The sequence below is a fragment of the Synechococcus sp. BS55D genome (assembly GCF_004332415.1).
In the GTDB taxonomy this organism is placed as follows: domain Bacteria; phylum Cyanobacteriota; class Cyanobacteriia; order PCC-6307; family Cyanobiaceae; genus Synechococcus_C.
Genome location: NZ_PHQT01000003.1, coordinates 297,684 through 323,096 on the forward strand (window position 1 = coordinate 297,684; position 25,413 = coordinate 323,096).

The window sequence follows — 25,413 nt, forward strand, 5'->3', positions numbered from 1 at the left end:
TCAGGCTCTGTGGCGCGCCAAGGCTGCATCCACCGCCTGCTGCTGGTCACGGCGGGTGATCCAGTGGTGGTAGGTGCGGGTGTGAATCGCCACGGAGTGGCCCATCATTCTTGCGGCGACTGTGTCGGGTAGGCCGATGTGAATGGTCCGCACTGCCCAGGCATGGCGCAGGTCATAGGGGGTGAAGGGCAGTTCGTAGCGCCGGAACTGTTCCGCCACCCGGCGTCCTACCTGCTGAAGGGTGGTGCGGCGTAGATCGGTACAGACAGCTGGCAGTAGCGAGTCATCGCTGCCGAGGGGCTCCAGCCCTAAGCGCTCGACCCACTCAGGATGGAAGGGCCAGGCCTGATGTTCTCCCGTTTTGCTGGTGGGCAGCACGCGGATCACACGATCACCTCCTGGGGCGAGGGCTGAGAGATCGCAGAAAAACACCTCGTGATTGCGCAGGCCATAGGTGGCCATCAAGCCGAACACCAGTCGCCATCGGGGGTTGGGAATCCGCAGGCAGGTTTCGAGAATCTCCCCGTCAGTCGGCAGGCTGCGGAAGCGGGCCCGGTGCAGTCCGTAGCCACCGGCCTCTGCGCGCCAGTTCTGGGGGAGTGTGATGGCGCAGTGCCGCGCCAGGGCGGCGAGGGCCGTGGCGCATTGCTGTCTGCTGCGGCTGCCCTCCTCGTAGCTCTCAAGGGTGGCCTTCAGCAATTCGACGCCCAGCGGTAACGGCCTGCTCTCCGCCAGCATCTGGAGCCGGCGCAGGTAAGGGCGGTAGGCGGCCGTCCAGGTGCTGCGGCTGCCGGCAGCCGCCCGTCGTCGGATCGGATCGCGGAAAAAGGCGTCCTTAAAGTTGTTCAGTTGGCTGTTCAGCGATTGGCTGTTGAGCGAGTTCTGGTCTGAGCGTGCTTCGGGAGTAGCGGATTGGCGGGCAGGGCTCTGCCACTGGTCCCAGCGGAACTGGCTACGCCTCAGCTGCAGATCCACCATCTGCAGCAGTCGTTCAGCCTCCTGCAGGTTCTCCTCAGCAGCGGAAAGTCCAAGGCTCAGCCGTTGCACCCGCAGCGTTGCGGAGTCCTTGCGGCAGGGCAGGGGACCGCGGAGATTCAGGCGTTCCCCCCGCTGTTCGATCCGCAGGCGGATGCCATGCGCCGCCAGGTCAGCGTTGATTGTTGTCAGTGCGCTGCTCAGATCCATCCAGTCCGGGTGACGCCTCCAGGCTTGGCTTTGATGCCACGTTGGCGTTGATGGGGGTTACGCTCAAGCCCCTTCTTGCCCCGCACATCCTCCATGGCCCGGGTCGGTGTCCTTCTTCTCAACCTCGGGGGACCCGAACGCATTCAGGATGTCGGTCCCTTCCTTTACAACCTGTTCGCCGATCCGGAGATCATCCGGTTGCCGATCCCGGCATTGCAGAAGCCTCTGGCCTGGTTGATCAGCACCCTTCGCAGCGGCAAGTCTCAGGAGGCCTATCGCTCGATTGGTGGCGGCTCTCCCCTGAGACGGATCACCGAGCAGCAGGCCCGTGAACTCCAGAGCGTGCTGCGTCAGCGGGGGATCGAAGCCACCACCTACGTAGCCATGCGCTACTGGCATCCGTTTACGGAATCCGCTGTGGCCGACCTCAAGGCCGATGGCATTGAGCAAGTGGTGGTGCTCCCCCTCTACCCCCATTTTTCGATCAGCACCAGCGGCTCCAGCTTCAGGGAGTTGCAACGGCTGCGTCAGCAGGATCCAGCCTTTCAGACCTTGCCGATCCGTTGCATTCGCAGTTGGTACGACCATCCCGGCTACGTGCGTGCGATGGCGGAATTGATCGCTGGTCAGGTGCGCGCCTCTGATTGTCCTGAGGCCGCCCATGTGTTCTTCAGCGCCCATGGTGTGCCGAAGAGCTATGTGGAGGAAGCGGGCGATCCCTATCAACGGGAGATCGAGGCCTGCACGGAATTGATCATGGCCGAGCTTGGCGCGATCCTCGGATGGTCCAATTCCCATACCCTCGCTTACCAGAGCCGGGTTGGCCCCGTTGAGTGGCTCAAGCCCTACACCGAGGAGGCCCTTGAAGAGCTCGGCCATGCCGGTACCAGGGATCTGGTGGTGGTGCCCATCAGTTTCGTCAGTGAACACATCGAAACCCTCGAGGAGATCGATATCGAATACAGGGAGCTGGCGACGGAGGCCGGGGTGGTGAATTTCCGCCGTGTGCCTGCGCTCGATACCTACGCACCTTTCATCGAAGGATTGGCCGATCTGGTCTCCACCAGCCTTGAAGGGCCCGAGATCAACCTCGACCAGGCGGCAGAGCTGCCCACCAAGGTCAAGCTCTACCCGCAGGAGAAGTGGGAGTGGGGTTGGAACAACAGTTCAGAGGTCTGGAACGGCCGTCTCGCAATGATCGGTTTCTCGGCTTTCTTGCTGGAGTTGATCACCGGTCAGGGGCCTTTGCATGCCCTCGGCCTGCTCTGAAGCAGCCTTTCGCCCGGGCCCTTAATCTTGAGGGCTAGACCCGTGTGATGACGCAGTGACCCTGACCTCCGCTCCCTCGGTCTCCAGTGCGTCCGATGCAGCCGGCAGTCGCCGGGTCACCGGGGCAGAGGCCCTGATGGATGCCCTGCATCGCCATGGCGTTGACACGATTTTCGGTTACCCCGGCGGGGCGATCCTGCCGATCTACGACGCCTTGCATGTGGCGGAAAGCCAAGGCTGGGTGAAGCACATCCTGGTGCGTCATGAGCAGGCGGGTACCCATGCCGCCGATGCCTATGCCCGTGCCACTGGCAAGGTCGGGGTGTGTTTCGGAACCTCTGGGCCTGGCGCTACCAACCTGGTGACCGGCATTGCTACCGCCCAGATGGACTCGGTGCCGATGGTGGTGATCACCGGTCAGGTGCCCCGCGCGGCGATCGGCACAGACGCCTTCCAGGAAACAGATATTTTCGGGATCACCCTTCCGATCGTGAAGCACTCCTGGGTGGTGCGTGATCCCGCCGATCTCGGTTCGATCGTTGCTCAAGCGTTTCTGATTGCTGCCAGCGGCAGGCCCGGTCCCGTGTTGATCGACATCCCTAAGGACGTCGGCCAGGAGGAGTTTGATTACGTGCCCGTTGCGCCCGGCAGTGTGATTCCTGCCGGTTTCCGTCAGCCAGCGCCTCCTGAAGAGGCAGCGGTGGCAGCGGCACTGGCCCTGATCGAGGAGGCCCGTCGTCCCCTTCTCTACGTCGGAGGTGGTGCGATCTCAGCTGGAGCTCACGCCAGTCTGCGGATGCTTGCCGAACGTTTTCAGCTGCCGGTCACCACCACGTTGATGGGCAAAGGGGCCTTTGACGAGAACCATCCCCTCTCGGTGGGCATGCTGGGCATGCACGGCACGGCCTATGCCAATTTCGCGGTGACGGAATGCGATCTGTTGATTGCCGTAGGCGCCCGGTTTGATGACCGTGTCACGGGCAAACTCGACACCTTCGCGCCCCGGGCGCGAGTTGTGCATTTCGAGATTGATCCTGCTGAGGTGGGCAAGAATCGCCCCGCCGATGTGGCCGTGCTCGGTGACCTTGGCCTCAGCCTCTCGCGACTGGTGGATCTGAGTCTTCAGCGTCATGAGGAGCCGCGAACCGCTGCTTGGCTCGAGCGCATCGAGGCTTGGAAGCAGCGTTATCCGCTCACGGTTCCCCAGCCGGAAGGTCCGATCTATCCCCAGGAAGTGCTGTTGGCTGTGCGTGATCTTGCCAACGACGCCATCGTCACCACGGACGTGGGCCAGCATCAGATGTGGGCGGCCCAGTATCTGCGCAATGGGCCCCGCGGCTGGATCAGTAGTGCTGGTCTTGGCACTATGGGTTTTGGCATGCCTGCTGCGATCGGCGCTCAGATGGCCTGTCCCGAGCGTCAGGTGATTTGCATCGCTGGCGACGCCAGCATCCTGATGAACATTCAGGAGTTGGGAACGCTTGCGGCCTATGGCTTGCCAGTGAAGGTGGTGATCGTGAACAACCATTGGCAGGGAATGGTGCGCCAGTGGCAGGAGAGTTTTTACGAGGAGCGCTACTCGGCCTCCGACATGCTCAATGGCATGCCTGACTTCATCGCGCTGGCCTCCGCCTTCGGAGTGGGTGGCGTCAAGATCACGGAACGCACCCGCTTGCATGCAGACCTCGGCGAGGCCCTGCGTGCTCCTGGCCCGATGCTGATCGACGTGCATGTGCGCCGTGGCGAGAACTGCTATCCGATGGTTCCCCCTGGCAAGAGCAATGCTCAGATGGTCGGCTTGCCGGCCCATCCCGAGCTGGCCATGGATACAACCCGCAGCTGTGGCAGCTGTGGTGCCACAACGGCCCATGAACATCGCTTCTGTCCATCCTGTGGGGCTTCGCTCTGATGGGGAGGGATTGGAAAGCCCGACTCCTCCATCTGGTCTGCGTGGTGGTGTTGCTCCTGACTCTGCCGTTGGCTGCCGCTGCCGCAGAAGTCCTGCAGGTGCGCAGCCCCTCGCTGCTGCAAATCGGTGACCGCAACCGCAATTACACCGTTCGTCTCGCTTGCCTGGAGGTGGATGCAGCTCAGGAGGCGGAGGCCATCGATTGGCTGCGTCAGGCCCTGCCGAGGCGCCGTCGTGTCAATCTTCGTCCCGTGGGTACTGAAGACGGAACCCTGCTCGCCCGTGTGACTCCGCTTGGTGCAGAACAGGATCTATCGATGGCGATGGATCAGGCCGGTGTCGGGCATTTCACTTGCCCCTCTGAACCTCCCACTGTCGCCAGCCTCTGAGATGGAGCGCAATCGTGTGGCTGCAGGCGTGGTGATGGTGCCCTGTGTGCTGCTTGGGGCCGCGTTCTTGAGTACGGCGGTGTGGACCGAAGCGGCTGGGGAGAACCGACCTCTGGCAGCGGTGATCGGTGTTCTTCTGATGCTGGCAGGTCTGGCGTCCTTGCGTCTGCCAGCGGTGGCCGACGCGGGTCTGCCGGATCCTGTGACAAAGCCGGACGGGGTTGAAGACTCTCCCTAGCTTGAAGTCTTCAGAGCGCACCCCTCCCTGCCATGGCCGCCTCGCCGGAGGCTCCCGTTCAAGATTCTGCTGTTTCAGGGCCCCTCGGCCCTGATCGGAACGAGCGGGTTCTTGGGACGTTCTGGTGGCGTCAGGGTCGCCGCTCGAGGCAGGGGGCCATCGTTTTGGCGACTCTGCTCGGTTGTCAGGCCATGGCAGCGGCGCAGATGCCGAGGGCCTCTGTGGCCTTGCTTCTGCCCACTGGGCCCGATCGGGCGAGGGTGTCCTTCCTCGATGGCTTTCAACTCGGACAGGATGCCGTGCGCTCCTGCGGTCTGAAGCCCCTCATCCCCGACTGGCGACCGTTTGCCTGGGATGGAGATCCGCTCGCCTTGTTCCCGACTGGGACGGTGCCACCGCTAGTGGTTGCTCCCTATGCGGCTGATCTGCGTGCCTTCAGCAAGCTGGCGGAGATCAGTGATGCTCGCGTCTTGCTGCCCCTGCAGAGAGGTGCCTCCCTTCAGGGATTGAAGGGCCTGGATGCCGGCGCTCGGCTCTGGCCGCTCGTGCCTTCGCGGGAGGAGGATTACCGCGCCCTTGCCATCGATGCCTTGAAACGAGGCTGGAAGCGGCTTGTGGTGGTGCGTGACCCCACCACCCTGCAGGGCGAGGCTGCCGCCGCCTTTGTGGAGCTGTTCCAGGGCGATGGGGGGCAGGTGCTCTCGTACAACGAGACCCTGGTGCAGGACGTGGATCCATCCCGTCCTGAACAGCTGTCGCAGTTGGCGCAGGATTTGGCCTGGCTGGCTCCTGATGCCATGGTGCTGGCGGCTCCTCCGGATGGCGCGCTTGCTCAGGCCCTGCGCCAAGCCCAGCGGCAGGGTGAGTTCGTCCCGGCACATCCCGCCTGGATCTGGCTTTTGCCTGCGGATCAGGCGGCCAGGCTGCCATCTCAGGACTGGCCCCAGCTGGCTCTGAAGCGCCCGGCGGTGGGGCCTGCCTGGGCTGCCTTCGCCAATCGCTTTCAGCAGCGCTTTGGTCGGGAACCTGATCAGTTGGCCGCGGCTGGTTATGAGACAGCGCGTGTTCTTGCCCTTTCCACGCTGGCACCATCGCCCGTCTCCAGCGAGGGAACCCGTGATCCCCTCGGCTGGATCGATCCGGATGCCGAGGTCCGCCCTCTGTGTGAAGCGATGGTGCGTCGTCGTGATGGACAAAGGGTGCGACTGGAGGGAGTGGCCAGCCGCTTTGATCTGCGTGCCGGTCAGGCCCCCTCAGGCCGTGCCAGCACCCGCCTGATTGCGGCTCAGTAGGTTTGAAAAGGTTCGGCGGGCGACGCGCGTGTTGCGCTTGAGCGAAGTGCGGTTACCCCTCGACCATGGGGTTGAGGATCTCGAGGTTGCGATCCTGCGGCGGCTGCGGCTGCCGGCCGATCAGCTCCTTAGCCATCGGCTTGTCAAGCGCAGCATCGATGCCCGTCGTCGCGAGCGGATTCAGATCATCTACAGCGTCGATGTTGAGGTGCAGGATGAGCGTGCGCTGCTCCGGCGCCATCGCGGCGAAGCCCGTCTACGTCCTGCACCTGAGACGGGTTACCGCGCCGTTGGCCTGGCGCCAGAGGGGTTCCCCAGCGCACAGGAGCAGCGTCCGGTGGTGGTGGGGGCTGGTCCCTGCGGCTATTTCGCAGCCTTGCTGCTGGCACAGATGGGCTTCAGGCCCCTGCTTCTCGAACGTGGTCAGCCCGTGCGGCAGCGCACCGCTGACACCTTCGGTTTCTGGCGCGGTGCCCTGCCTCTGAACCCCGAGTCGAACGTGCAGTTCGGCGAGGGGGGCGCTGGCACCTTCTCCGATGGAAAGCTCTACAGCCAGGTCAGTGATCCTGAGCATTACGGCCGCAAAGTGCTGGAGGAGCTAGTGGCCAGCGGTGCCAACCCAGACATCCTCACCGTGCATCGCCCTCATATCGGCACCTTCAAGCTCGCCACGGTTGTGCGCGGGCTCCGATCCAGAATCGAGGCCCTGGGCGGGGAGGTGCGCTTCGGAGCCCTGGTCGAGGAGTTGCTTGTCGAACCGCTCCAGGCCGAGGCGGAGGGGCAGACCCAACGCCTGGTGGGGGTTCGATTAGCTGATGGCTCGGCTTTGGCTTGCCGGCATCTTGTTCTGGCACCTGGGCATTCCGCCCGCGATACCTTCGCGATGCTGGAGCGGGTGGGTGTGGCGATGGAGGCCAAACCCTTCGCGGTTGGTTTGCGCATCGAACATCCGCAGCCACTGATCGATCGCGCCCGCTGGGGGCAGCAGGCGGGGCATGCGCGCCTTGGTGCCGCGGAGTACAAGCTCGTGCATCACGCCAGCAATGGACGCTGTGTTTACAGCTTCTGCATGTGCCCCGGAGGCCTTGTGGTGGGTGCCACCAGCGAACCAGGCCGAGTGGTGACCAACGGGATGAGTCAGCACTCTCGGAATGAACGTAATGCCAACAGCGGTTTAGTGGTTCCTGTTCAGGCTGAGGATCTAGAGCCGTTTGAACGCTATTCAGGAGATCCACTGGCAGGCATGGCCTTTCAGCGCGCACTCGAAGAACGGGCTTTCACCCTGGGTGGAGAGGACTACAGCGCTCCTGTGCAGCGTTTGGAGGACTTTCTCTCCGGCAGCCCATCCACAGCCCTAGGCCTGATTCAACCCTCGTATCAACCAGGAGTTCGCCCTGCCGATCTTCGTGATGCTCTGCCTGCGGCCATGATTGAGGCCTTGCAGGAGGCGTTGCCTCGTTTCGCGACACGCCTTGAGGGCTACGACCATCCAGACGCCATCCTCACTGGAGTTGAGACCCGCACCTCCTCACCGGTGCGCTTGACCAGGGATCAGCGGGGAGAGTCGATCAACACCCAGGGGCTGATGCCGGCGGGAGAGGGCGCCGGTTATGCCGGTGGGATCCTTTCAGCGGCGATCGATGGAATCCGTGCAGCAGAAGCAGTGGCTCTTCGTTTGCTTGAGGTTCAGAGCGGCGCCTGAGCAACGATGCCGCTCCACTGCACAGCCTTCACCTGATCCCGTCGCCAGGAATGGAAGAGATCCGGCTCGCTAACCGTGCAGAGAGGGCAGACGCTGATTCGCTCAGGTCGCAGTCCATGGCCGATGAGTTGGGCGCGGGCCGCCTGACGGATGTCGAGCCGACAGCGACCCGGTTCTGGATCATCGCTGGCGATGCCCTCCTGAAGGTTGGGATCAACGGAGGCGATGACCTGATCCGCTACGGAATCCTCCACCTGATAACAAGCTCCACTCACGGCAGGACCAAGGGCCACCACCAGGGCGCTTTGACTGGCGCCGCGTTGCTCGAGGAGGGCCACTGCTTCGCCCAGGATTCCGCTCGCCACACCACGCCAGCCGGCATGGCAGGCCGCCGCATGGCCGGTGTCTGGATCTGCGAGCAGTACTGGGGTGCAGTCAGCACCACAAACCCAGAGGCTTTGCCCTCCCCTGTCGCTGACCAGTCCATCGGCCTCCGGCCAGGGAGGACCGCTGGCCGCCGATGCCTCCAGCACCCGTGAGCCATGCACCTGCTGGGGACGGTGCACGCTGACGCCGGCCGAGAGATAGGCCGCCAACACATCCGGGTCTCGGCCCTGCCAGCGCCTGGTGAAGAATCCATGCTCAAAGCCCTGGTCCTGCAGCAGGTCTGCGCTCAGGTAGTAGCCCCCGTAGCAGCCAACCCAGGTCCATCCGTTCAGGGTGTTGAAGCGGGTATCGGGCTGGGCGAGCGGATCGCGCTCCTGGCCTGCGCTCATGGCTCCGGCTGGTCCCGGAGCATCCAGAAGCCCTCAAACCGAGGGGTGTCAGGCGTGGCCTGCACGGCAATGAATTGCAGACCCTTGACCTGTTCACGGGCTGAAGCCAGCAGCTCGATCGTCTCAGTTGCCGCATCGGCACTGAGGTCGGTCACCAGCCAGGTGTCGTCTTGACCGGCATCCAACACCAGTTGTTGACCGTCGACTCGAAGGCGCACTGGTTCAAGCCCACCGAGCCATCCGGCCAGGGCGAGGGCACGGGAACGGCTGAACAGCCGCAGTCCTGGCACCGAAAGCTCTGGATCAAGGCTGTCGGAAATCGGCAGCAGGTCGCTGAATCCCAAAGGCCAGTCGGCGGCCTCCCTCAGGCTGCCCAGAGGCAGGCTGGCCAAGCTGAGTGCGTCACCTCGAACCGCCTCAGGGAGAGGGACGGCCGGGGTGCTGACGGGCGCTGGAGGGGGAGCGAGGGGACCGCTCATATAGCCCTCCTCGAGCGGATACACCTCTTGATCGCGCTGGGCCAGCCAGTCGATCAGTGCATAGGTGCGGCGGCTGGAGATCACATCCAGTTCCAGTTCGGCAGCGGCTCGCAGCACCATCGTGCGCATGGCACTGCGCCATGAACGCAGGCGCCGCGGTGGTGCCCAGCCCTCCCTGCTGGCCTGTTCAAGCGCATCCCGCAGAGCGGCGGCCAGCCAGGTGGAGTTGACGTCTCCAGCGGGGCAGCGCCGTTCGAATCGAAAGGGCTCAGCTCCTGAAAGATCCGGTGTTCCGGTGATCAGGAGTTCCCAGCGTTTCTTCCCGTCGGGTTCGAGGATCGGCCTGGAATAGAAATCAAGCTCCCAATCGGCCTGACGGGCTGACTGAGAGCTCGCAGTCGCGTCGCTCGACGGTGGGTCGGCCGTGATCATCCGGCGTATTGTTCCTGCTGCCTGAGGACGTTACGAGCCCTGTTGGCCCTGTCGGCGGCTTCTGCCATCACTTTGTCTTTTTCGATGAGCAGCTCACCGGGCTGTCCCTCCAGCATGGCGGTGTTCAAGGCGATCCGCCCCCGTCCTGGGTCGAGTTCAGTAATCAGGGCCTTGACCGTGTCGCCCTGATCGAACACCTCGCGCAGGGAGCGCATGCTGCCTCCGGTCACCATCGACTGGTGCAACAGGCCACTGATACCGCCGAGATCCACGAAGAAGCCGTAGGGCTTGACCGCAACCACCGTGCCTTCCACCAGCTGACCGACCTCGAGTTCCGCAAAGCGGGCGGCGGTGGCTGCCCGCTTTTCAGAAAGCACCAGTTTCCTGGTTTCGGAATTGACCTCCAGGAAGGCGACGCCAAGGGTCTTGCCCACTAAGGCCTCGTGGTTTTCACCGTCCTGCAGCTGGGAGCGGGGAATAAAGCCGCGCAGACCCTCCAGGTCGCAGGTCACGCCGCCGCGGTTGAAACCGCTGACCTTCACCTGAACAACTTTCCCTTCCTTTTCAAGCTGCTTCACCTTGTCCCAGCTCTTGCGCAGGGCCAGCGCACGGCAGCTGATCGTGACCATGCCATCCGCATTCTGTTCGCGGGTGACCAGCACCTCCACTTCCAGTCCTTTGGGGAAGCGCTCCTTCAGGTTGGTGATCACCCCGAGCCCGCATTCACTCTTGGGCATAAATCCGGGCGCTTTACCTCCGATGTCCACGTAGACACCGTCGCTTTCCATCCCGATCACGATCCCGGTGACCACTTCTCCGGTGGTACCGACCGGTTCGTTCTCATCGAGTGCCGCGAGGAAGGCGTCCTCATCGAAATCGAAATCATCCACGCTGCGGCTGGCGGCACGAGCAGCCGGCTGCTGCTGGCCGGCACCACCGCCTCGGCTCTGGTCTGCGGGGCCCAGAAGGTCTGCCATGGTCAGCCCCTCAAGTTCGGAGCTGTCGAAGCGGCTGTCGTCCTCTGAATCCGCAGCGACGGATCGCTGCGGCGGAGCTGGCCGGCTGGGGGCCTTGGGGGCCATTGGGCTGCCGGCGGCTGCGGCAGCTTGCTCGAGGGCTCTGGCACGCTCTTCGGCTGCCGCAGCCGCAGCCCTGGCTTCCTCGGCTTCCTTGAGCAGCCGCTCTTGCTCCTCCTTTTTGCTGATGTGCATCACCAGCTGGGGTTTGCGTGGTGCTTCCGCCGATGGCACTGCAGGTTTCGGCTGCTTGGGCTGCGGACTGCCGGATCCGGCCATGGGCCCTGGGGGGTGTCGATCGGACAGTCTGACAGGCAGGGTGGAGATTGAGCGCCGTCTTCAGTCGTGATGCTTTCCCCACTGAATCGTCTGGATGCGTTGACCTGGCCTCAGGTGAAGGCCGCCCTGAATCGAGAAGGTTCCACGGTGGTTTGGCCCTTCGGCGCCTGTGAACAACACGGTCCTCAACTGCCTTTGACCACCGATGCGCTGTTCGCTGAACGAATCCTTCAGGTGGTCCTGGAGCAACTGCCTTCTGAGCTGCCGATCTGGGCATTGCCTGTGCAGGCCATCGGGTTTTCTCCTGAGCACGCGGGCTTCCCAGGCACGCTCAGCCTTTCGGCCGATCTCCTGATCCGTCTGCTCAAGGAGGTGGGATCTCAGCTGGCCGATGCCGGAGCGCAGAGGTTGGTGTTGTTCAACGCCCATGGTGGGCAAATCGGTTTGCTTCAGGCGGCGGCTCGCAGCCTGCGGGCCCTTCGGCCTTCCCTGGCGGTGCTGCCCTGTTTCCTTTGGAGTGGCGTGGCGGGTCTGGAGGCCTTGCTTCCCGAGCAGGAGGCTCGGGAGGGGCTCCATGCCGGTTTGGCGGAGACCAGCCTGATGCTGGCGCTAGCTCCCCATCTGGTCGGCTCCGAGCGGCCCGTTGATGGCCTCCATCACGATCCGTCCCTGCCGGCCACACCCCCTCCAGGTTGGAGCCTGGAGGGGCATGCCCCCTGTGCCTGGTTCACCAGGGAGCTCAGTGCAACCGGCGTGATCGGGGACAGCCGTCAGGCATCAGAGGCGCTGGGGAAGGCACTCGAGGAAGCCCTGGTTCGCCATTGGCTGGATCGCTTCCAGGCCTTGCTTGCCAGTGACTGGCCTCCGAGAGCGCAGGTCATCAGGTTGTGATCTCAGAACGCGGAAGCAGTCCAACAGCGGATGTGCTGGTTACAGTCGGTCCCATTGCTCATCACGAGAGACCCATGCCGACCCTCGAGACGTCTGAGGTCGCCGTCCTTGAAGTCCAGTCAGGGTCCGCATCCCAGCTGCCCGACTTCACCAGCGCGGCCTACAAAGACGCCTACAGCCGCATCAACGCGATCGTCATCGAGGGCGAGCAGGAAGCGCACGACAACTACATCGCCCTTGGCACGCTCATCCCCGAGCAGCAGGAGGAGCTGGCCCGTCTTGCACGCATGGAGATGAAGCACATGAAGGGCTTCATGTCCTGCGGACGCAATCTCGGAGTTGACGCCGATATGCCCTTCGCCCGTGAGTTCTTTGCTCCCCTGCACGGCAACTTTCAGGCGGCGCTCAAGGAGGGCAAGGTGGTCACTTGCCTGCTGATCCAGGCACTCCTGATCGAGGCGTTCGCGATTTCGGCCTATCACATCTACATCCCGGTGGCTGATCCCTTCGCTCGCAAGATCACTGAGGGTGTGGTGAAGGATGAATACACCCATCTCAATTACGGCCAGGAGTGGCTCAAGGCCAACTTCGAAGCCAGCCGAGACGAGCTGATGGAGGCCAACAAGGTCAACCTCCCCTTGATCCGCTCCATGCTCGAGCAAGTCGCTGCCGACGCCTCTGCTCTGCAGATGGAGAAAGAAGACCTGATCGAGGATTTCCTGATCGCTTACCAGGAAGCGCTCAGCGAGATCGGCTTTAGTTCCCGCGATATCGCCCGTATGGCCGCTGCTGCTCTCGCCATCTGAGCAAACTGTTAAGGGCAATCACTTGATCTGAGGGCAATCTTCCGGATCCCGGGCCTCGGTTTCCCAGGCCTGGGATACGACGCTCCGGTTCTGCTTCGTGCACACTCACGTAGCTTCGGATACATGCTTTCGTGGGAGCATGGCGGGCCAGGCCGCCTTCCCTTGTGCCCCTGGCTCTAAATCTGTTGAACGTCGGCGGGACATGTTTGGTCTGATCGGACACTCCACAAGCTTTGAGGCTGCCCGGCGTAAAGCCTCGGAGCTTGGATTCGATCACATTGCCGAAGGGGATTTGGACGTGTGGTGCAGCGCACCCCCTCAGCTGGTCGAGACCTTTGACGTCACCAGCCCCACCGGCACCACCATTACCGGTGCCTATATCGACTCCTGCTTCGTGCCGGAGATGCTGAGTCGATTCAAGACCGCTCGTCGCAAGGTTCTCAATGCGATGGAGCTTGCTCAGAAGAAGGGCATCAGCATCACAGCCCTCGGCGGCTTCACCTCGATCATTTTCGAGAACTTCAATCTGCTTCAGCATCAGCACGTGCGCAGCACGACCCTGGAGTGGGAACGCTTCACCACGGGAAACACCCACACCGCATGGGTGATCAGCCGTCAGGTCGAAGTGAACGCGCCCCTGCTAGGGATTGACCTCTCCAAGGCCAGGGTGGCTGTGGTGGGAGCCACTGGAGACATCGGCAGCGCTGTTTGCCGTTGGCTTTCGCAGCGCACTCGAGTGGCTGAATTGCTGTTGGTGGCCCGTCAGCAGCAGCCCCTGCTTGATTTGCAGCAAGAGCTTGGTGGTGGACGCATTCTCACCCTTGAGGAGGCTCTTCCAGAGGCGGATGTGGTGGTTTGGGTCGCAAGCATGCCGCGCACACTTGAAATCGACGCCAGCACATTGCATCAACCCTGCCTGATGATTGATGGCGGTTATCCAAAGAATCTCGACGCTCGTGTCGCCGGCTCAGGCGTTCATGTGCTCAAAGGTGGCATTGTCGAGTTCAGCACCGACATCGGCTGGACCATGATGGAGATCGCTGAGATGGAAAAGCCGCAACGACAGATGTTTGCTTGTTTCGCTGAAGCAATGCTTCTGGAATTTGAGGGTTGTCATACGAATTTCAGCTGGGGTCGCAACAACATCACGCTCGAGAAGATGGACTTCATTGGTGCAGCATCCCAGCGCCACGGTTTCTCCACGCTCAACCTGCCCACCTCTGTTCAGGCCGCAGCCGCCTGAACTCTTCCCCCATCTCTGTCATGGCCCGTCGTCCCCTGCTCGATTTTGAGAAGCCCCTGGTGGAGCTGGAGCAGCAGATCGAGCAGATTCGACAGCTGGCTCGCGACTCAGAGGTCGATGTGAGCCAGCAGCTCCTGCAGTTGGAGACCCTGGCCGCCCGGCGTCGTGAAGAGATCTTCTCCAACCTGACGCCCGCGCAGAAGATTCAGGTCGCCCGTCATCCCCATCGTCCGAGCACCCTGGATTTCATTCAGATGTTCTGTGACGACTGGGTTGAGCTTCATGGTGATCGCCGCGGAAGCGATGATCAGGCCCTTGTGGGAGGTCTGGGCAGAATCGGATCGCGTTCCGTGCTTCTGCTTGGTCATCAGAAGGGGCGGGACACCAAGGAAAACGTGGCCCGCAATTTTGGGATGGCCACTCCAGGGGGCTATCGCAAGGCCTTGCGTCTGATGGATCACGCCGATCGTTTTGGTCTGCCGATCTTGAGCTTCATCGACACACCAGGGGCCTACGCCGGTCTGCTGGCCGAGGAGCAGGGACAGGGTGAGGCGATCGCGGTCAACCTGCGTGAGATGTTCCGATTGCGCGTGCCGATCATCGCAACGGTCATTGGTGAGGGCGGTTCAGGTGGTGCTTTGGGAATTGGTGTGGCCGATCGCCTGTTGATGTTCGAGCACAGCGTCTACACCGTGGCAAGTCCGGAGGCTTGTGCGTCCATTCTTTGGCGCGATGCAGGGAAGGCCCCTGAGGCCGCAGCGGCCCTGCGTATCACCGGCCCTGACCTCCAAAGCCTCGGAGTGGTGGATGAAGTGCTCCCTGAGCCGGCTGGAGGCAACAATTGGGCCCCTCTTCAGGCCGGTGAAGTGCTCAAGGAAGCGATTGAGCGCCACCTGAGCGAACTCGAGCTGCTGTCTCCTAATGATCTGCGGGAGCAGCGGTACCGCAAATTCCGCGCGATGGGTCGGGTCCTTTCATCGGGGACTCCGGAAATCGATCCGGCTGTCTAGGGTGTCCCGGCTTGCAAGGCCGATTTGCCTTCTGTTCTGATCACCGGTGCTTCACGAGGCATCGGTCATGCGACAGCACGACGCTTCGCCGATGCCGGATGGGATCTCCTTTTGGTGTCCCGCAGTGAGGCGGCTCTTCAGTCTCTTGCCTCGGAGTTGTCCAGCACCGGTCGCAAAGTGCACTACCGGGCCATTGACCTGAGTGACCCCGAAGCCATCGCTACCGGCGCGGAGGAACTCCTCAGCTTGGGGCTGCGTCCTTCCGTGCTCATCAACAACGCAGGCGCTGCCTGGACCGGTGAGCTCCTGGAGATGCCCCTTGACCGCTGGCAGTGGTTGCTCCAGCTCAATCTCACCAGCGTCTTTCAGATCTGTGCAGCAGTGGTGCCGGTGATGCGCCCCTCCGGAGGTCTCGTCATCAATGTGGGCAGCCATGCTGCTCGCAACGCCTTCCCAGGCTGGGGGGCGTACTGCACCACCAAGGCTGCTCTGGCTAGCTTCACTCGATGTTTGGCAGAGGAGGAGCGAAAGCATGGAGTGCGTGCTTGCACGCTCACGCTCGGTGCAGTGGATTCCCCTCTCTGGGATTCCCCCACGGTGCAGAGCGACTTCGACCGCCGTGCCATGCTTCCTGTCGAACAGGCAGCGGCAGCCCTCCTCCATCTCGCTCAGCAACCTGCTACGCAGGTGATTGAGGATCTCACTCTGATGCCAGCAACTGGCGCTTTTTGAACCCGGCATTCATGACTTCTACGCTTTCTGCCTCAGCCAACGGTCTCAGCCGTGAAAAAGCCCCGGTGCTGCCTCAGAGCATCTCTGCCAGGATTCGGGCGCGCCTGAAAGCAGCTGACGTCAGCTTCCTGGCGAACGACAATATTGCTGATTACATCCTCGAGGGTGAACTTGAGGGGTTGGAACGTGAGGTTGCGGATCGCGTTCGTGATCTTCTTCGCTCTCTAGTTATTGACATTGAGAACGATCACAACACTGAGGAGACAGCCGAGCGTGTTGCGCGCATGTATCTCCAGGAGGTGTTCAAGGGTCGCTACCACCAGCAGCCCAAGGTCGCCAGTTTCCCCAACGTCAAAAATCTCGATGAGATTTACACCGTGGGACCTATCACGGTGCGCTCCGCCTGTTCGCACCATCTGGTGCCGATCATGGGCAACTGCTGGATCGGGATCAAGCCTGGTAGCCGGGTGATCGGTCTTTCTAAGTTCACCCGTGTAGCCGACTGGGTCTTTTCAAGGCCTCACATCCAGGAGGAAGCCGTGATGATCCTGGCGGACGAAATTGAGCGACTCTGTGAACCCCAGGGTCTTGGCATCATTGTCAAAGCCCAGCACTACTGCATGAAGTGGCGTGGTGTTCGTGAGCCGCAGACCAGCATGGTGAACTCGGTCGTGAGGGGAGATTTCCGTCACGACCCAAGCCTGAAGCAGGAATTTTTTGAATTGGTGCGTCAGCAGGAAGCCCTTCTGAGCACCTGACCGCCCACAGCGTCAGTTCACAGGCACAGGTCCGATTGTGTTGCTGTTCACGCGGCTCACGTTTCCGTTCTGGTCGGTGACAGTCAAAACAGCCATCACTGAACTGCCTGCATCGTCAGGCCCGATGGTGTAGGTGCTCTCGCTCACGTCCTGCACCAAGATCCAGGTCCCGTTGCCTTGGTGGCGGTACCAGTGGATATGAACGGCTGAAATGGATCCGCCATTCAGCATCAGCTCTGCCTTCAGCAGCTGCCCCTGTCGGGCCTCACCCACCAGTACAAAACGCTGCAGATCGCTGATGGTCTGTTGGATCCGTCCTTCAGCCTGGAGACCACTGCTGATCTCCCCATCCAGCACCTGGATCTGCTGCTGAGGATCCGCCGTCATCCCTGGCACGCATTGAAGGCTTCCGTTCTCGAGCCGGCATCCCGCCAGCATTCCCTGACTGCGCACGCCAGGGGTTCCAAGGAATGCAAGCACGCTGGCGAGTCCTAGGGGGGCCAGGCGGATCAGTGCGGATCCCATCAGTCAAAAGAGCTTAGGCGCTAACGCTATCCCTGGTTGCTCCCGATGGCGTCCACCAGAGCCTGCACTTTTTGAAGGTCTTTCACGCCCGGGGAAATTTCCAGGCGACTGGAGGCATCCAGTCCATCGGGCTGAACGCGTTCCAGCAGGTCTGGGATCCACTCCGCACTGATCCCCCCGGCCAGCCACCAGGGCAGGCTGGACGGACGCAGGCTTTGTAGGGTCTGGAGCCAGTCGAGATTCAGGCGATGCCCGGTACCACCGAGCTGCTCAGGGCTCCAGGCGTCGAGCAGTAGGGCATCAACGCAGTCCTCGTAGGCGGCGAGTTGCTCCAGATCCGCTGGCTCCCGGATCCGCATGGCTTTCCACCAGCGCACCTCAGGGTGACGCTGCCGCAAGCTGCGGCAGCGTTCAGCCGATTCGCCTCCATGCAGCTGCACCACGCTCGGTGCGCCGTCACCGCAGAGAGCCGCTGCTAACGCGGCATCGTCGAGGTTGGCGACCACCCAGACCCGCTCCAGGTCTGGGAACGATGTCTGAAGGCCAGCGAACAAATCACGGCGTTCCGTTGCATTCAGGTGTCTCGGGGATTCCGGTACTCCAATCACACCGATCGCCTCCACACCCATGGCTGCGACTGCTTGGGCCTGCTGTGGGTCCTTCAGGCCACAGATCTTCAGGTTCGGGCGTCGCTTGGGCATGACGGGCACAGTTTCTAGGATTGAATCAACTCGGGATTTTGAACAGCCCGGGATCTTGAACTGCCCGGTGGAGGGTTTCGTGGGTGAAGGCTGGCAGTTGATGAGGATTCGGGGTATCCCCTTACGGGTCCACCCCAGTTGGTTTCTCATCTTGATGCTGGCCACCCTGGCGTTTCAGAACCAGGTGGCGACTCAGCCTGCTGCTCAGGCAGCTGGAGCTTGGCTCAGCTGGTTGCTCGGCCTTGTGACGGCGCTGCTTCTGTTCGTTTCGGTGCTGCTCCACGAACTCGGCCACTCCCTTGTCGCGCTGCAGGAGGGGGTCAAGGTGCGCAGCATCACGCTCTTCCTGTTGGGCGGTGTCGCCAGTGTCGAACGCGAGTGCTCGACCCCCATGGGCACCCTGCGGGTCGCTGCTGCCGGCCCCTTGGTCAGCCTCGGCCTTGCGGCCCTGCTGTTGTTATCCATTCACCCGGCCGGACACCTCAATCCTCTGCTCGGCAATCTGGTCGGCCAGCTCGGTGCCCTCAATTTGGTGCTGGCGCTGTTCAATCTGCTGCCAGGACTTCCCCTCGATGGTGGGTTGATTCTTAAGGCCCTCGTGTGGCAGTGGACCGGCAGTCAGCGCAAGGGCATCCAGGTGGCCAGTGCCACGGGTCGAACCCTCTCCTTGTTTGCGATGGTGATGGGAGCCTGGCTGTTTTTGCGAGGCGGCGGTCTTGGGGCACTCTGGTTGGTGATGCTGGGCTGGTTTGGTCTCGGGGCTTCCCGCAGCCAGGGTCAGGTTCTCGCTCTTCAGCAGGTGCTGCGTCGCATCACCGTCGCTGATGCCAGCCGCCGCCGCTTCCGGGTCCTTGAGTTTGATCAGACCCTCAGACGCCTCAGTCAGCTGCGACTGGCTTCCTCCGGCGCGAATGACGGGACGGACTCTGTGGGTGACTGGGTGCTGATTACCCGATCCGGGCGCTGGGTTGGCTATGTCACCGATGCCCCCCTCAGGGATCTGCCCGTGCAGCAGTGGGATCGACAGCGGCTGGGGGATCATCTGCGCCCGCTGGAGGAGCTTCCCTCGATCGCTGACACCGCTCCTCTCTGGAGGGCGGTTCTGGCCTTGGAGAGCAGTGCGGAGGGCCGCCTGCTCGTGATGAATCGGGCAGGACTGCCCGGGGGCACGATCGATCGCTGTGATGTGGGGGAAGCGGTGCTCAAAGCCCTGTCTCTGCGCCTGCCGCCCTCGCTGCTTGAGGCCGCCAGGCGCCAGAACATTTATCCCTTTGGACTTCCGCTTGTGCAGGCCGTGGAGACCATGCGGGCCTCGGGACTCCTGGAGGAGGACCCTGAAGTTCCGGCGGATGCTCAGGCCAGGCGGTAGTTCCCGCTAGCCGACTTCACCTGTTGCCAGGCATCATCCCCAAGGGTTTGCCCATGCCAATGGACCTCCGGCCAACGGTTCTGCAGTGTTTGGGTGAGGGCGGTGATCAGCTCTTGTTGGGTTAATGCTTCCAGCGGGGCGGGGGGAGTGCTGTCGAACAGCGTCTCCCAGAGATCAGCTGGGGGCTGAAGCACGATCTCACCGTGCTGGAGCAGGTGTCCATGCAGCCAGTACTGAGCACTACCGATCCGTTTGTGAGCTTCACGGTCCACCAGGTCCGCTGCACTGGCGCCAGCAAAGCAGTTCTGCAGCCTTGCAGTGGCCGCAGATCGGCCGGGCTCAAGCGTGTGACCCAGGCTCTTGAAGCTGTCGATCAGCCAGGTCGATGTCTGCCTGTAAGCCTCGCGCCGCTGGCGGTGGGCATCCGGCCAGATCAGTGCGTAGGTCAGCCCTCCGGAGTGGAGCACGGCGCCGCCGCCACTGGGCCGTCGCACGAGCTTGATGACACCTGCATCCGCTAGGGCCTGCCAGTGGGGCGGCGTCGCGACCTGGTGGCGACCCAGGGAAAGCCAGGGGCCCTTCCAACCGTAAAAGCGAAGCACCGGGCTTTTCGTTCCGGAGGTCACGCTCTGCTCGAGCAGCCAGCGGTCCAGAGCCATCTGACTGGGCCCGTCCAGCTCCAGAAACGGAAGCATCCAGCCCTGTCCCGCGGGCATGGGTCGGCAGGATGCGGTGGTTGAAAGGATCGGCATGGAGCTCGGGGATCTGCTGCTGGTGCTGCCCCTCGGGCTGCTCGCTGGCCTGCTGGCCGGTCTGCTGGGAATTGGTGGCGGGTTGATCTTCGCGCCTCTGCTCCTCTGGATGGGGCTGAGTCCCCATCAAGCGTTAGCCACCAGCACTTTCGCAATTGTGCCCACGGCCCTTGGGGGCACGCTCACCCACCTTCGCGCCAGGGGGCTCCCAGGCCGAGCCGGGTTCGTCTTGGGTCTAGCCGCCTTCGTGGCGGCACTCCTGTTCAGCCGCCTCGGTCGCTTTGCGGCCGGCTGGCACCTCCTGGCACTACAGGCTCTTCTGTATCTGCTGTTGGCACTCACGATCCAGGCAGATCATGCCGGGCTTGAGACGCGCTCTGACGCGCGAGAACCTCTGGTCGGGATGGCAGCCATCGGCGGCGTGGCCGGCCTGGCTGGTGGATTGTTGGGACTCGGGGGTGGACTTCTGATGGTGCCCTTGATGGTGCGGGGACTCTCTGTGCCGATTCATCTGGCGATTCGTTTCAGCACCCTCGCGGTGGCCTGTTCAGCCAGTGCCGCCTCCCTGCAGTTTCTGGAGATGGGGCGGGGGGTCCCCCTGCTTGGTCTGGTGCTGGGGGGAGTGGCGGCTCTGGCGGCTCAGTGGAGTGCCTCCCGGCTCGATCGGGTCGGCGGGGCCAGGCTCGCCTGGATGCTCCGAGCCCTTTCCTTACTGCTGGCTTTCGATAGCGGTCGCAGGGCGCTGATGCTTGCGCTCCTGGATCACGCCTGATCCAGCAGGGCCCAGAAGGCGGGTTCCAGTTCGTAGCCAAGGCTTTGGGCCATCTGGGTGAGATTGCCGCGCTGGCTCTCGCCCCTTTGCTTTGTGAGGTCATCCAGCAGCATCAAGCGTTGGGTGATCCAGAGCTCCAGGGCCTGGGGATCGAAGCGAAGACCTTCGCTGCGGCTGAAGTGATGGGGAACGAGCATCGCCACGTGCTGAGCGAGGGAGCCACTGTTCCGGTCGAGGAGAAGCGGTAGCCAGGGGCAGCGGCCATCCGCACGAAGCGCCCACAGCCTTGGCTCTGGGCATTCGCTCAGCTCCCGGGGATCCTCCGACTCTCGGGGCCAGACGTACTCCAGCGTTAGTACAGCACCTGCTTCGAGTCGATCCTTCAGAGGTAACGCCAGCCATTCGGAGAGGGGAGCGAGATCCAGGCGGCGGATCGCCTCCTCCGAGATCAGCACAGACATGGATGGTGTGACAGGCCTTTGCGAATGATGGCGTCCTGTGCGGCAATGCAGGAAGAATGGAAAGGCTTTTCCCCGACAATCATGGCCAGCTCCCTCACCCAGGCTGAAGTGCTGATCGCTCTTGTGGTGGCGGCTCACGCCGGTGTGCTGGCCGTGCGTCTGTGCGTCAGCCTCTATCGCGCCTGAATGCACGCGCCTGAATGCATCTGGGGAGGCCTAGGCAACTGATGTTTGCTGCGTTACAAGCGGGCATCTGAACTCAAGCGGTGGCCTCCTCCCTGGCTCAATCAAGCCGATCCCTTCGTGGTCGTCCATCTGTCACCACTGCAGGCGGTCCAGCTGATGCTGCGAGCATTGCATCTGAGCTCCAGCTCGAGGCCGAGCGCAGGGAGATGGTCTGCAGTGCCCTCGCTCTGGCTGTGAAAGTTGGTTTGATTGCCCTTGGGACGGTCAGCCTTGTGAAGCTCTCCTTGGCTTACCAACAACGGCTCGATCGTCATGGTGAGCTGGCTGCAGTTGTTGAGGTCGAGACCAGCAAGCTTCACGGACTGCAGCAACGCTTTGATCGTCTCTTCAGCCTTGGCGGTGACCGCCGACTCATGGATGAGCAGGATCAGTGGATCGAGCCCAATCGGTTGAGGGTGATCTGGCGCTGATCCGCCAACTGTTGCACTCCCTCTTTGCTGGGGTCTTGGGGGGGGCTCCCCCCGCTTAGCTTGACTCCCCTGAGTCGCAAGAATCGCTCTGATGGCTGCCCCATCAATTCCTTCCGGTGTCCAGGCCGGTACACCTGGAACCGTGTTGATCACTGGCACCACGTCCGGGGTCGGACTCAATGCCGCCAAGGCGATGGTGGATCGGGGTTGGCGGGTTGTGACTGCCAACCGTGACCCTGTTCGAGCTGCCGAGGCTGCGGACGCTCTCGGCATTGATTCCCGACAGCTGAATCACCTGCGCATCGACTTTGGCGATCTGGAGAGTGTGCGTGCTGGTGTTGAGACTCTCGTGGGTTCCCTGTCCGGTGAGTTGGACGCCCTCGTCTGCAATGCGGCGGTTTACAAGCCTCGCCTCAAGCAGCCCGAGCGTTCACCCCAGGGGTACGAAATTTCCATGGCCACGAACCACCTTGGCCATTTCCTCCTGATTCAGATGCTCATGGAGTCCCTGAAGGCCTCCAGTCATCCGTCACGCCGGGTGGTGATCCTCGGCACCGTCACCGCCAATTCCAAAGAACTTGGGGGCAAGATTCCAATTCCTGCACCCGCTGATCTTGGTGATCTCTCAGGGTTCGAGCAGGGTTTTCAGGCCCCGATCAGCATGGCCAGCGGCAAAGCCTTCAAGCCTGGAAAAGCCTATAAAGACAGCAAGCTCTGCAACATGATCACGACCCAGGAGCTGCATCGTCGGCTTCATGAGGGGTCAGGAATCGTGTTCAGTTCGCTCTACCCAGGCTGTGTGGCGGATACCCCTTTGTTCCGCAACACGCCGAAGGCGTTCCAAACCATTTTCCCCTGGTTTCAGAAAAACATCACCGGCGGCTATGTCAGTCAGGCCTTGGCTGGTGAGCGGGTGGCCCAGGTGGTTGCTGATCCGGAGTTTGCTGTTTCCGGGGTGCACTGGAGCTGGGGCAATCGCCAGAAAAAAGATGGCCGTCAGTTCAACCAAGAGCTCTCGGACAAGGCCACGGACCCCTCAACCGCTGAACGGGTTTGGGATCTGTCGATGAAGCTTGTGGGCCGCTCCGAGGCCGAAAGCTGAGCTCAGTCGAAGCCGAGCAGATCGAAGATCTCCCGATCCTTGAGAGGCTCGGCCTCCAAGGGTTCCACCTTGTCGAGCATCGCCTGGGCGAGGTTGAGGTATTCGTTCTGGACCTCCTTCACGGCTGGGTCGCTGTCGTCCATTTCGAAGATGGTGCATTTCTTCAGGCGTGAGCGCCTGATCGCATCCACGTCGCGGAAGTGGGCCATGGTGCGAAGGCCAGTACGCGCATTGAATTTGTCGATCTGGTCGGTGTCAGCTGAGCGGTTGGCAACCACTCCACCAAGGCGCACTTTGTAGTTCTTTGCCTTGGCTTGAATCGCCGCCACGATTCGGTTCATCGCGAAGATTGAATCGAAATCGTTGGCCGTCACGATCAGGCAGTAGTTGGCGTGCTGCAGCGGCGCGGCAAAACCACCACACACCACATCGCCGAGCACATCGAAGATCACCACATCGGTGTCTTCCAGAAGGTGGTGCTCCTTCAGCAGCTTCACGGTCTGTCCGGTCACGTAACCACCACAGCCCGTTCCAGCAGGAGGCCCCCCGCTTTCCACGCATTGCACGCCATTGAATCCCGTGAAGACAAAATCTTCCGGTCGTAGTTCTTCGCTGTGAAAGTCAACCTCCTCAAGGATGTCGATCACCGTTGGCACCATGCGGTGGGTGAGGGTGAAGGTGCTGTCATGTTTGGGGTCGCACCCGATCTGAAGCACCCGTTTGCCCAGCTTGGAAAAGGCAGCGGAGAGATTGGAGGACGTGGTCGATTTGCCGATTCCCCCTTTGCCATAAACGGCGATGACCAGAGCTCCCTCCTGGATGCTCACCGAGGCATCCTGGTGGACCTGCACGCTGCCTTCGCCATCGGCAGGCCTGCTCAGGGTTGTTGTCATTGGAAAGAACCACTTGTTTTCATTGAACTGCAGCAGGGGTGGATTGCAGGTAATCGATCTGGAAATGACATAACAGGTTGAGGAGTGTGCGTTTGCCGACATTAATCACAGATTGTCTGGTGGTTTCTGCCTAGGTATTTCTTGCATGAATCGCTGCGCATCCTCGTGCTCATGCACTGAAGTGAGCCTTGGCGTCATACAGGGTTTCACTGTTGATCTCCTTCCGCCCGCTTTCCCGGGCATAGGCCTCAGTGTTACGACGAACCTTGCCGCGCACGAAGAAGGGGATCTTCTTGAGTTCCGCTTCTCCATCGGCGGTCCATTGCAGGGTTAGTGAGTGCGCTGCAGTCGATTGTTCCTCGCTGTCAGCGCTGATTTCGGCCGTCATTTGGCCTGCCTGCAACCCGCCAAGATGACCGAGATGGCTTTGGTGGCCATCCACAAACTCAAAGTCATGGCGGAACATGCCGATCAGGTGCTCCTCCAGGCCCATCATCAACGGATGCACCCAGGTGTCAAAGATCACATTGGCTCCTTCCCAGCCCATCTGTGGGCTGTAGCGGGCTGGAACGTCCTGCACATGCATCGGTGTGCTGATCACGGCGCAGGGAATCCCCAGTCGCTTGGCGCTATGACGTTCCATCTGGGTGCCGAGCACCAGTTCAGGGGCCGCCTCCGCCATCGCGGCCTCCACCGCTAGGTAGTCATCACTGATCAAGGCTTCCAGGCCCAGCTCCTTCGCCAGAGTCCGGACCGGTCGCGCCATCTCTCGGCTGTAGGTGCCCAGGCCCACCACCTGGAAGCCCAGTTCCTGTCGGGCGATCCGGGCCGCTGCCAGCACATGGCTACCGTCGCCGAAAATGAACACCCGCTTCCCGGTGAGGTAAGTGGAGTCGACGGAGTCCGAATACCAGGGCAAGCGCGAGCGCTGCCTTCCCTCCTCCGGATCCGGCGGCTCCATGCCGAGCAGTGAGTGCAGTTCCTGTAAGAACTGTGTTGTTGCCCCAATTCCGATCGGCACAGTGCGTGTGAAGGGGATGCCGTAGTTGCGCTCCAGCCAGCTGCAGCAGGGCTCAGCGATTTCCGGGTAGAGGCAGATGTTCGCGTCCGCGTCGGGCAGTCGCATCACATCAGCCACGGAGGCTCCCATCGGCAGCACGACCTGAACGTCAATGCCGTGGTCCTTCAGCAGTCCTCGGATCTCATGCACGTCATCCCGGCAGCGAAAGCCCAGGAGGGATGGGCCCATCAGGTTCACCCTGGGGCGTCGTTGCTGCTCTTTCCAGGCCTGGGGGCCAGGGTTGGCAGCCCCAGGAGATTGGGCAGCGGCGTCGTGGAGGAGTAACCCGCGCACCAGCTGATACAGGGTTTCTGCTGCACCCCAGTTCTCCTTCTTGCTGTAGGCGGGAAGTTCCAGGCTCACGATTGGTAAGTCCAGTCCCATGCCGGCGGCGAGGGCCCCTGGCTGGTCCTGGATCAGTTCGGCAGTGCAGCTCTCCCCCACCAGCAGGGCATCGGGCCTGAAGCGTGCGACGGCTTCGCGCACATGCCGCTTCACCAGCTCGGCGGTGTCGCCGCCGAGGTCGCGGGCCTGGAACGTGGTGTAGGTGACGGGTGGGCGCCGGCCGCGCCGTTCGATCATGGTGAAGAGCAGATCGGCATAGGTGTCGCCCTGGGGGGCATGGAGCACGTAATGCACACCCTCCATCGAGGCAGCGATGCGCATGGCCCCCACATGGGGCGGCCCTTCATAGGTCCAGAGAGTGAGGTCCATTG

General features: G+C 62.2%; 27 protein-coding genes. 17 read left to right on the forward strand and 10 right to left on the reverse strand.

What is annotated here, in order from left to right; translation table 11 throughout:
• Positions 1-1,185: a site-specific integrase gene (locus CWE16_RS08555; RefSeq protein WP_131594645.1), complete on the reverse strand. Its 1,185-nt coding sequence runs from the start codon at positions 1,183-1,185 to the stop codon at positions 1-3.
• A 93-nt stretch (positions 1,186-1,278) separates the two neighbouring features.
• On the opposite strand from CWE16_RS08555, the gene hemH reads away from it, so the two are divergent.
• The 6 genes from hemH to CWE16_RS08585 are packed head-to-tail and all read left to right on the forward strand — an operon-like array spanning position 1,279 to position 7,984.
• Positions 1,279-2,454: a ferrochelatase gene (gene hemH / locus CWE16_RS08560; protein WP_131594647.1), complete on the forward strand. Its 1,176-nt coding sequence runs from the start codon at positions 1,279-1,281 to the stop codon at positions 2,452-2,454.
• Positions 2,455-2,509: 55 nt separating this feature from the next.
• A complete protein-coding gene (gene ilvB, locus CWE16_RS08565; protein ID WP_131594649.1) occupies positions 2,510-4,363 on the forward strand; it encodes a biosynthetic-type acetolactate synthase large subunit in 1,854 nt (617 codons plus the stop codon).
• Positions 4,363-4,752, forward strand: coding sequence for a nuclease (locus CWE16_RS08570; protein WP_131454461.1), 390 nt, complete (start codon positions 4,363-4,365; stop codon positions 4,750-4,752). Before ilvB ends, CWE16_RS08570 begins: the two co-directional genes overlap by 1 nt.
• A 1-nt stretch (position 4,753) precedes the next feature.
• On the forward strand, positions 4,754-4,990 hold the full coding sequence (locus tag CWE16_RS08575) for a GIVxVP protein (protein ID WP_131594651.1): 237 nt from the start codon (positions 4,754-4,756) through the stop codon (positions 4,988-4,990).
• A gap of 32 nt (positions 4,991-5,022) precedes the next feature.
• Positions 5,023-6,282: a histidine kinase gene (locus tag CWE16_RS08580; protein ID WP_236629654.1), complete on the forward strand. Its 1,260-nt coding sequence runs from the start codon at positions 5,023-5,025 to the stop codon at positions 6,280-6,282.
• Positions 6,283-6,310: 28 nt separating this feature from the next.
• Positions 6,311-7,984, forward strand: a complete 1,674-nt coding sequence (locus CWE16_RS08585; RefSeq protein WP_131594653.1) for an NAD(P)/FAD-dependent oxidoreductase — start codon at positions 6,311-6,313, stop codon at positions 7,982-7,984.
• On the opposite strand, the gene pgeF is transcribed toward CWE16_RS08585, so the two are convergent.
• The 3 genes from pgeF to CWE16_RS08600 are packed head-to-tail and all read right to left on the reverse strand — an operon-like array spanning position 7,969 to position 10,966.
• Positions 7,969-8,760 carry a peptidoglycan editing factor PgeF gene (gene pgeF / locus CWE16_RS08590; RefSeq protein ID WP_131594655.1) on the reverse strand — a complete coding sequence of 264 codons (792 nt, stop codon included), beginning with the start codon at positions 8,758-8,760 and terminating at the stop codon, positions 7,969-7,971. The genes CWE16_RS08585 and pgeF overlap by 16 nt on opposite strands.
• Entirely contained in the window at positions 8,757-9,671 is a 915-nt protein-coding gene (locus tag CWE16_RS08595) for a Tab2/Atab2 family RNA-binding protein (protein ID WP_131594657.1), read from the reverse strand. Before CWE16_RS08595 ends, pgeF begins: the two co-directional genes overlap by 4 nt.
• On the reverse strand, positions 9,668-10,966 hold the full coding sequence (locus tag CWE16_RS08600; RefSeq protein ID WP_131594659.1) for a S1 RNA-binding domain-containing protein: 1,299 nt from the start codon (positions 10,964-10,966) through the stop codon (positions 9,668-9,670). The genes CWE16_RS08595 and CWE16_RS08600 overlap by 4 nt, the downstream gene beginning before the upstream one ends.
• Positions 10,967-11,035: 69 nt before the next feature.
• Here CWE16_RS08600 and CWE16_RS08605 point away from each other — a divergent pair, with 69 nt between their 5' ends.
• The 6 genes from CWE16_RS08605 to folE all read left to right on the forward strand — a co-directional run bounded on the left by CWE16_RS08605 (position 11,036) and on the right by folE (position 16,406).
• Positions 11,036-11,857, forward strand: a complete 822-nt coding sequence (locus tag CWE16_RS08605) for a creatininase family protein (protein WP_131594661.1) — start codon at positions 11,036-11,038, stop codon at positions 11,855-11,857.
• A gap of 74 nt (positions 11,858-11,931) precedes the next feature.
• Positions 11,932-12,663 (forward strand): aldehyde oxygenase (deformylating), encoded by a 732-nt coding sequence (locus CWE16_RS08610; RefSeq protein ID WP_131594663.1) that lies wholly within the window; start codon positions 11,932-11,934, stop codon positions 12,661-12,663.
• A 202-nt stretch (positions 12,664-12,865) separates the two neighbouring features.
• Positions 12,866-13,906 carry a long-chain acyl-[acyl-carrier-protein] reductase gene (locus CWE16_RS08615; protein ID WP_131594665.1) on the forward strand — a complete coding sequence of 347 codons (1,041 nt, stop codon included), beginning with the start codon at positions 12,866-12,868 and terminating at the stop codon, positions 13,904-13,906.
• Between the two features lie 20 nt (positions 13,907-13,926).
• Positions 13,927-14,916 (forward strand): acetyl-CoA carboxylase carboxyltransferase subunit alpha, encoded by a 990-nt coding sequence (locus CWE16_RS08620; protein ID WP_131454453.1) that lies wholly within the window; start codon positions 13,927-13,929, stop codon positions 14,914-14,916.
• A 24-nt stretch (positions 14,917-14,940) separates the two neighbouring features.
• Entirely contained in the window at positions 14,941-15,648 is a 708-nt protein-coding gene (locus tag CWE16_RS08625) for an SDR family oxidoreductase (RefSeq protein WP_131594667.1), read from the forward strand.
• Positions 15,649-15,659: 11 nt separating this feature from the next.
• Positions 15,660-16,406 carry a GTP cyclohydrolase I gene (gene folE / locus CWE16_RS08630; RefSeq protein WP_131594669.1) on the forward strand — a complete coding sequence of 249 codons (747 nt, stop codon included), beginning with the start codon at positions 15,660-15,662 and terminating at the stop codon, positions 16,404-16,406.
• 12 nt (positions 16,407-16,418) lie between these two features.
• Here folE and CWE16_RS08635 read toward each other — a convergent pair whose 3' ends face one another.
• Entirely contained in the window at positions 16,419-16,931 is a 513-nt protein-coding gene (locus tag CWE16_RS08635; protein WP_131594671.1) for a hypothetical protein, read from the reverse strand.
• Positions 16,932-16,957: 26 nt separating this feature from the next.
• Positions 16,958-17,632 (reverse strand): phosphoribosylanthranilate isomerase, encoded by a 675-nt coding sequence (locus CWE16_RS08640; protein ID WP_131594673.1) that lies wholly within the window; start codon positions 17,630-17,632, stop codon positions 16,958-16,960.
• 79 nt (positions 17,633-17,711) lie between these two features.
• Here CWE16_RS08640 and CWE16_RS08645 point away from each other — a divergent pair, with 79 nt between their 5' ends.
• Positions 17,712-19,001, forward strand: coding sequence for a site-2 protease family protein (locus CWE16_RS08645; protein ID WP_131594899.1), 1,290 nt, complete (start codon positions 17,712-17,714; stop codon positions 18,999-19,001).
• Here CWE16_RS08645 and CWE16_RS08650 read toward each other — a convergent pair.
• Complete coding sequence (locus CWE16_RS08650; protein WP_236629655.1) at positions 18,986-19,717, reverse strand: lipoyl protein ligase domain-containing protein; 732 nt, start codon at positions 19,715-19,717, stop codon at positions 18,986-18,988. The two genes, CWE16_RS08645 and CWE16_RS08650, sit on opposite strands and share 16 nt — an antisense overlap.
• A 34-nt stretch (positions 19,718-19,751) precedes the next feature.
• Here CWE16_RS08650 and CWE16_RS08655 point away from each other — a divergent pair, with 34 nt between their 5' ends.
• Positions 19,752-20,525: a sulfite exporter TauE/SafE family protein gene (locus CWE16_RS08655; protein ID WP_131594901.1), complete on the forward strand. Its 774-nt coding sequence runs from the start codon at positions 19,752-19,754 to the stop codon at positions 20,523-20,525.
• On the opposite strand, the gene CWE16_RS08660 is transcribed toward CWE16_RS08655, so the two are convergent.
• Positions 20,516-20,986, reverse strand: a complete 471-nt coding sequence (locus tag CWE16_RS08660) for a CRR6 family NdhI maturation factor (protein WP_131454446.1) — start codon at positions 20,984-20,986, stop codon at positions 20,516-20,518. The two genes, CWE16_RS08655 and CWE16_RS08660, sit on opposite strands and share 10 nt — an antisense overlap.
• Before the next feature lie 81 nt (positions 20,987-21,067).
• Between CWE16_RS08660 and psaM the strand changes: the two genes are divergently transcribed.
• The 3 genes from psaM (at position 21,068) to CWE16_RS08675 (ending at position 22,744) form a co-directional block, all read left to right on the forward strand.
• The gene (gene psaM, locus CWE16_RS08665; protein ID WP_007101959.1) at positions 21,068-21,172 is read left to right on the forward strand and encodes a photosystem I reaction center subunit XII; all 105 of its coding nucleotides are present in this window, start codon (positions 21,068-21,070) and stop codon (positions 21,170-21,172) included.
• 80 nt (positions 21,173-21,252) lie between these two features.
• On the forward strand, positions 21,253-21,642 hold the full coding sequence (locus CWE16_RS08670; protein WP_236629656.1) for a hypothetical protein: 390 nt from the start codon (positions 21,253-21,255) through the stop codon (positions 21,640-21,642).
• A gap of 91 nt (positions 21,643-21,733) precedes the next feature.
• Complete coding sequence (locus tag CWE16_RS08675; protein ID WP_131594675.1) at positions 21,734-22,744, forward strand: protochlorophyllide reductase; 1,011 nt, start codon at positions 21,734-21,736, stop codon at positions 22,742-22,744.
• A gap of 2 nt (positions 22,745-22,746) precedes the next feature.
• Here CWE16_RS08675 and bchL read toward each other — a convergent pair whose 3' ends face one another.
• Both bchL and CWE16_RS08685 read right to left on the reverse strand, forming a co-directional pair.
• A complete protein-coding gene (gene bchL, locus CWE16_RS08680) occupies positions 22,747-23,637 on the reverse strand; it encodes a ferredoxin:protochlorophyllide reductase (ATP-dependent) iron-sulfur ATP-binding protein (RefSeq protein ID WP_131454444.1) in 891 nt (296 codons plus the stop codon).
• A gap of 169 nt (positions 23,638-23,806) precedes the next feature.
• A complete protein-coding gene (locus tag CWE16_RS08685) occupies positions 23,807-25,411 on the reverse strand; it encodes a ferredoxin:protochlorophyllide reductase (ATP-dependent) subunit B (protein ID WP_131594677.1) in 1,605 nt (534 codons plus the stop codon).
• Between the last annotated feature and the right edge of the window lie 2 nt (positions 25,412-25,413).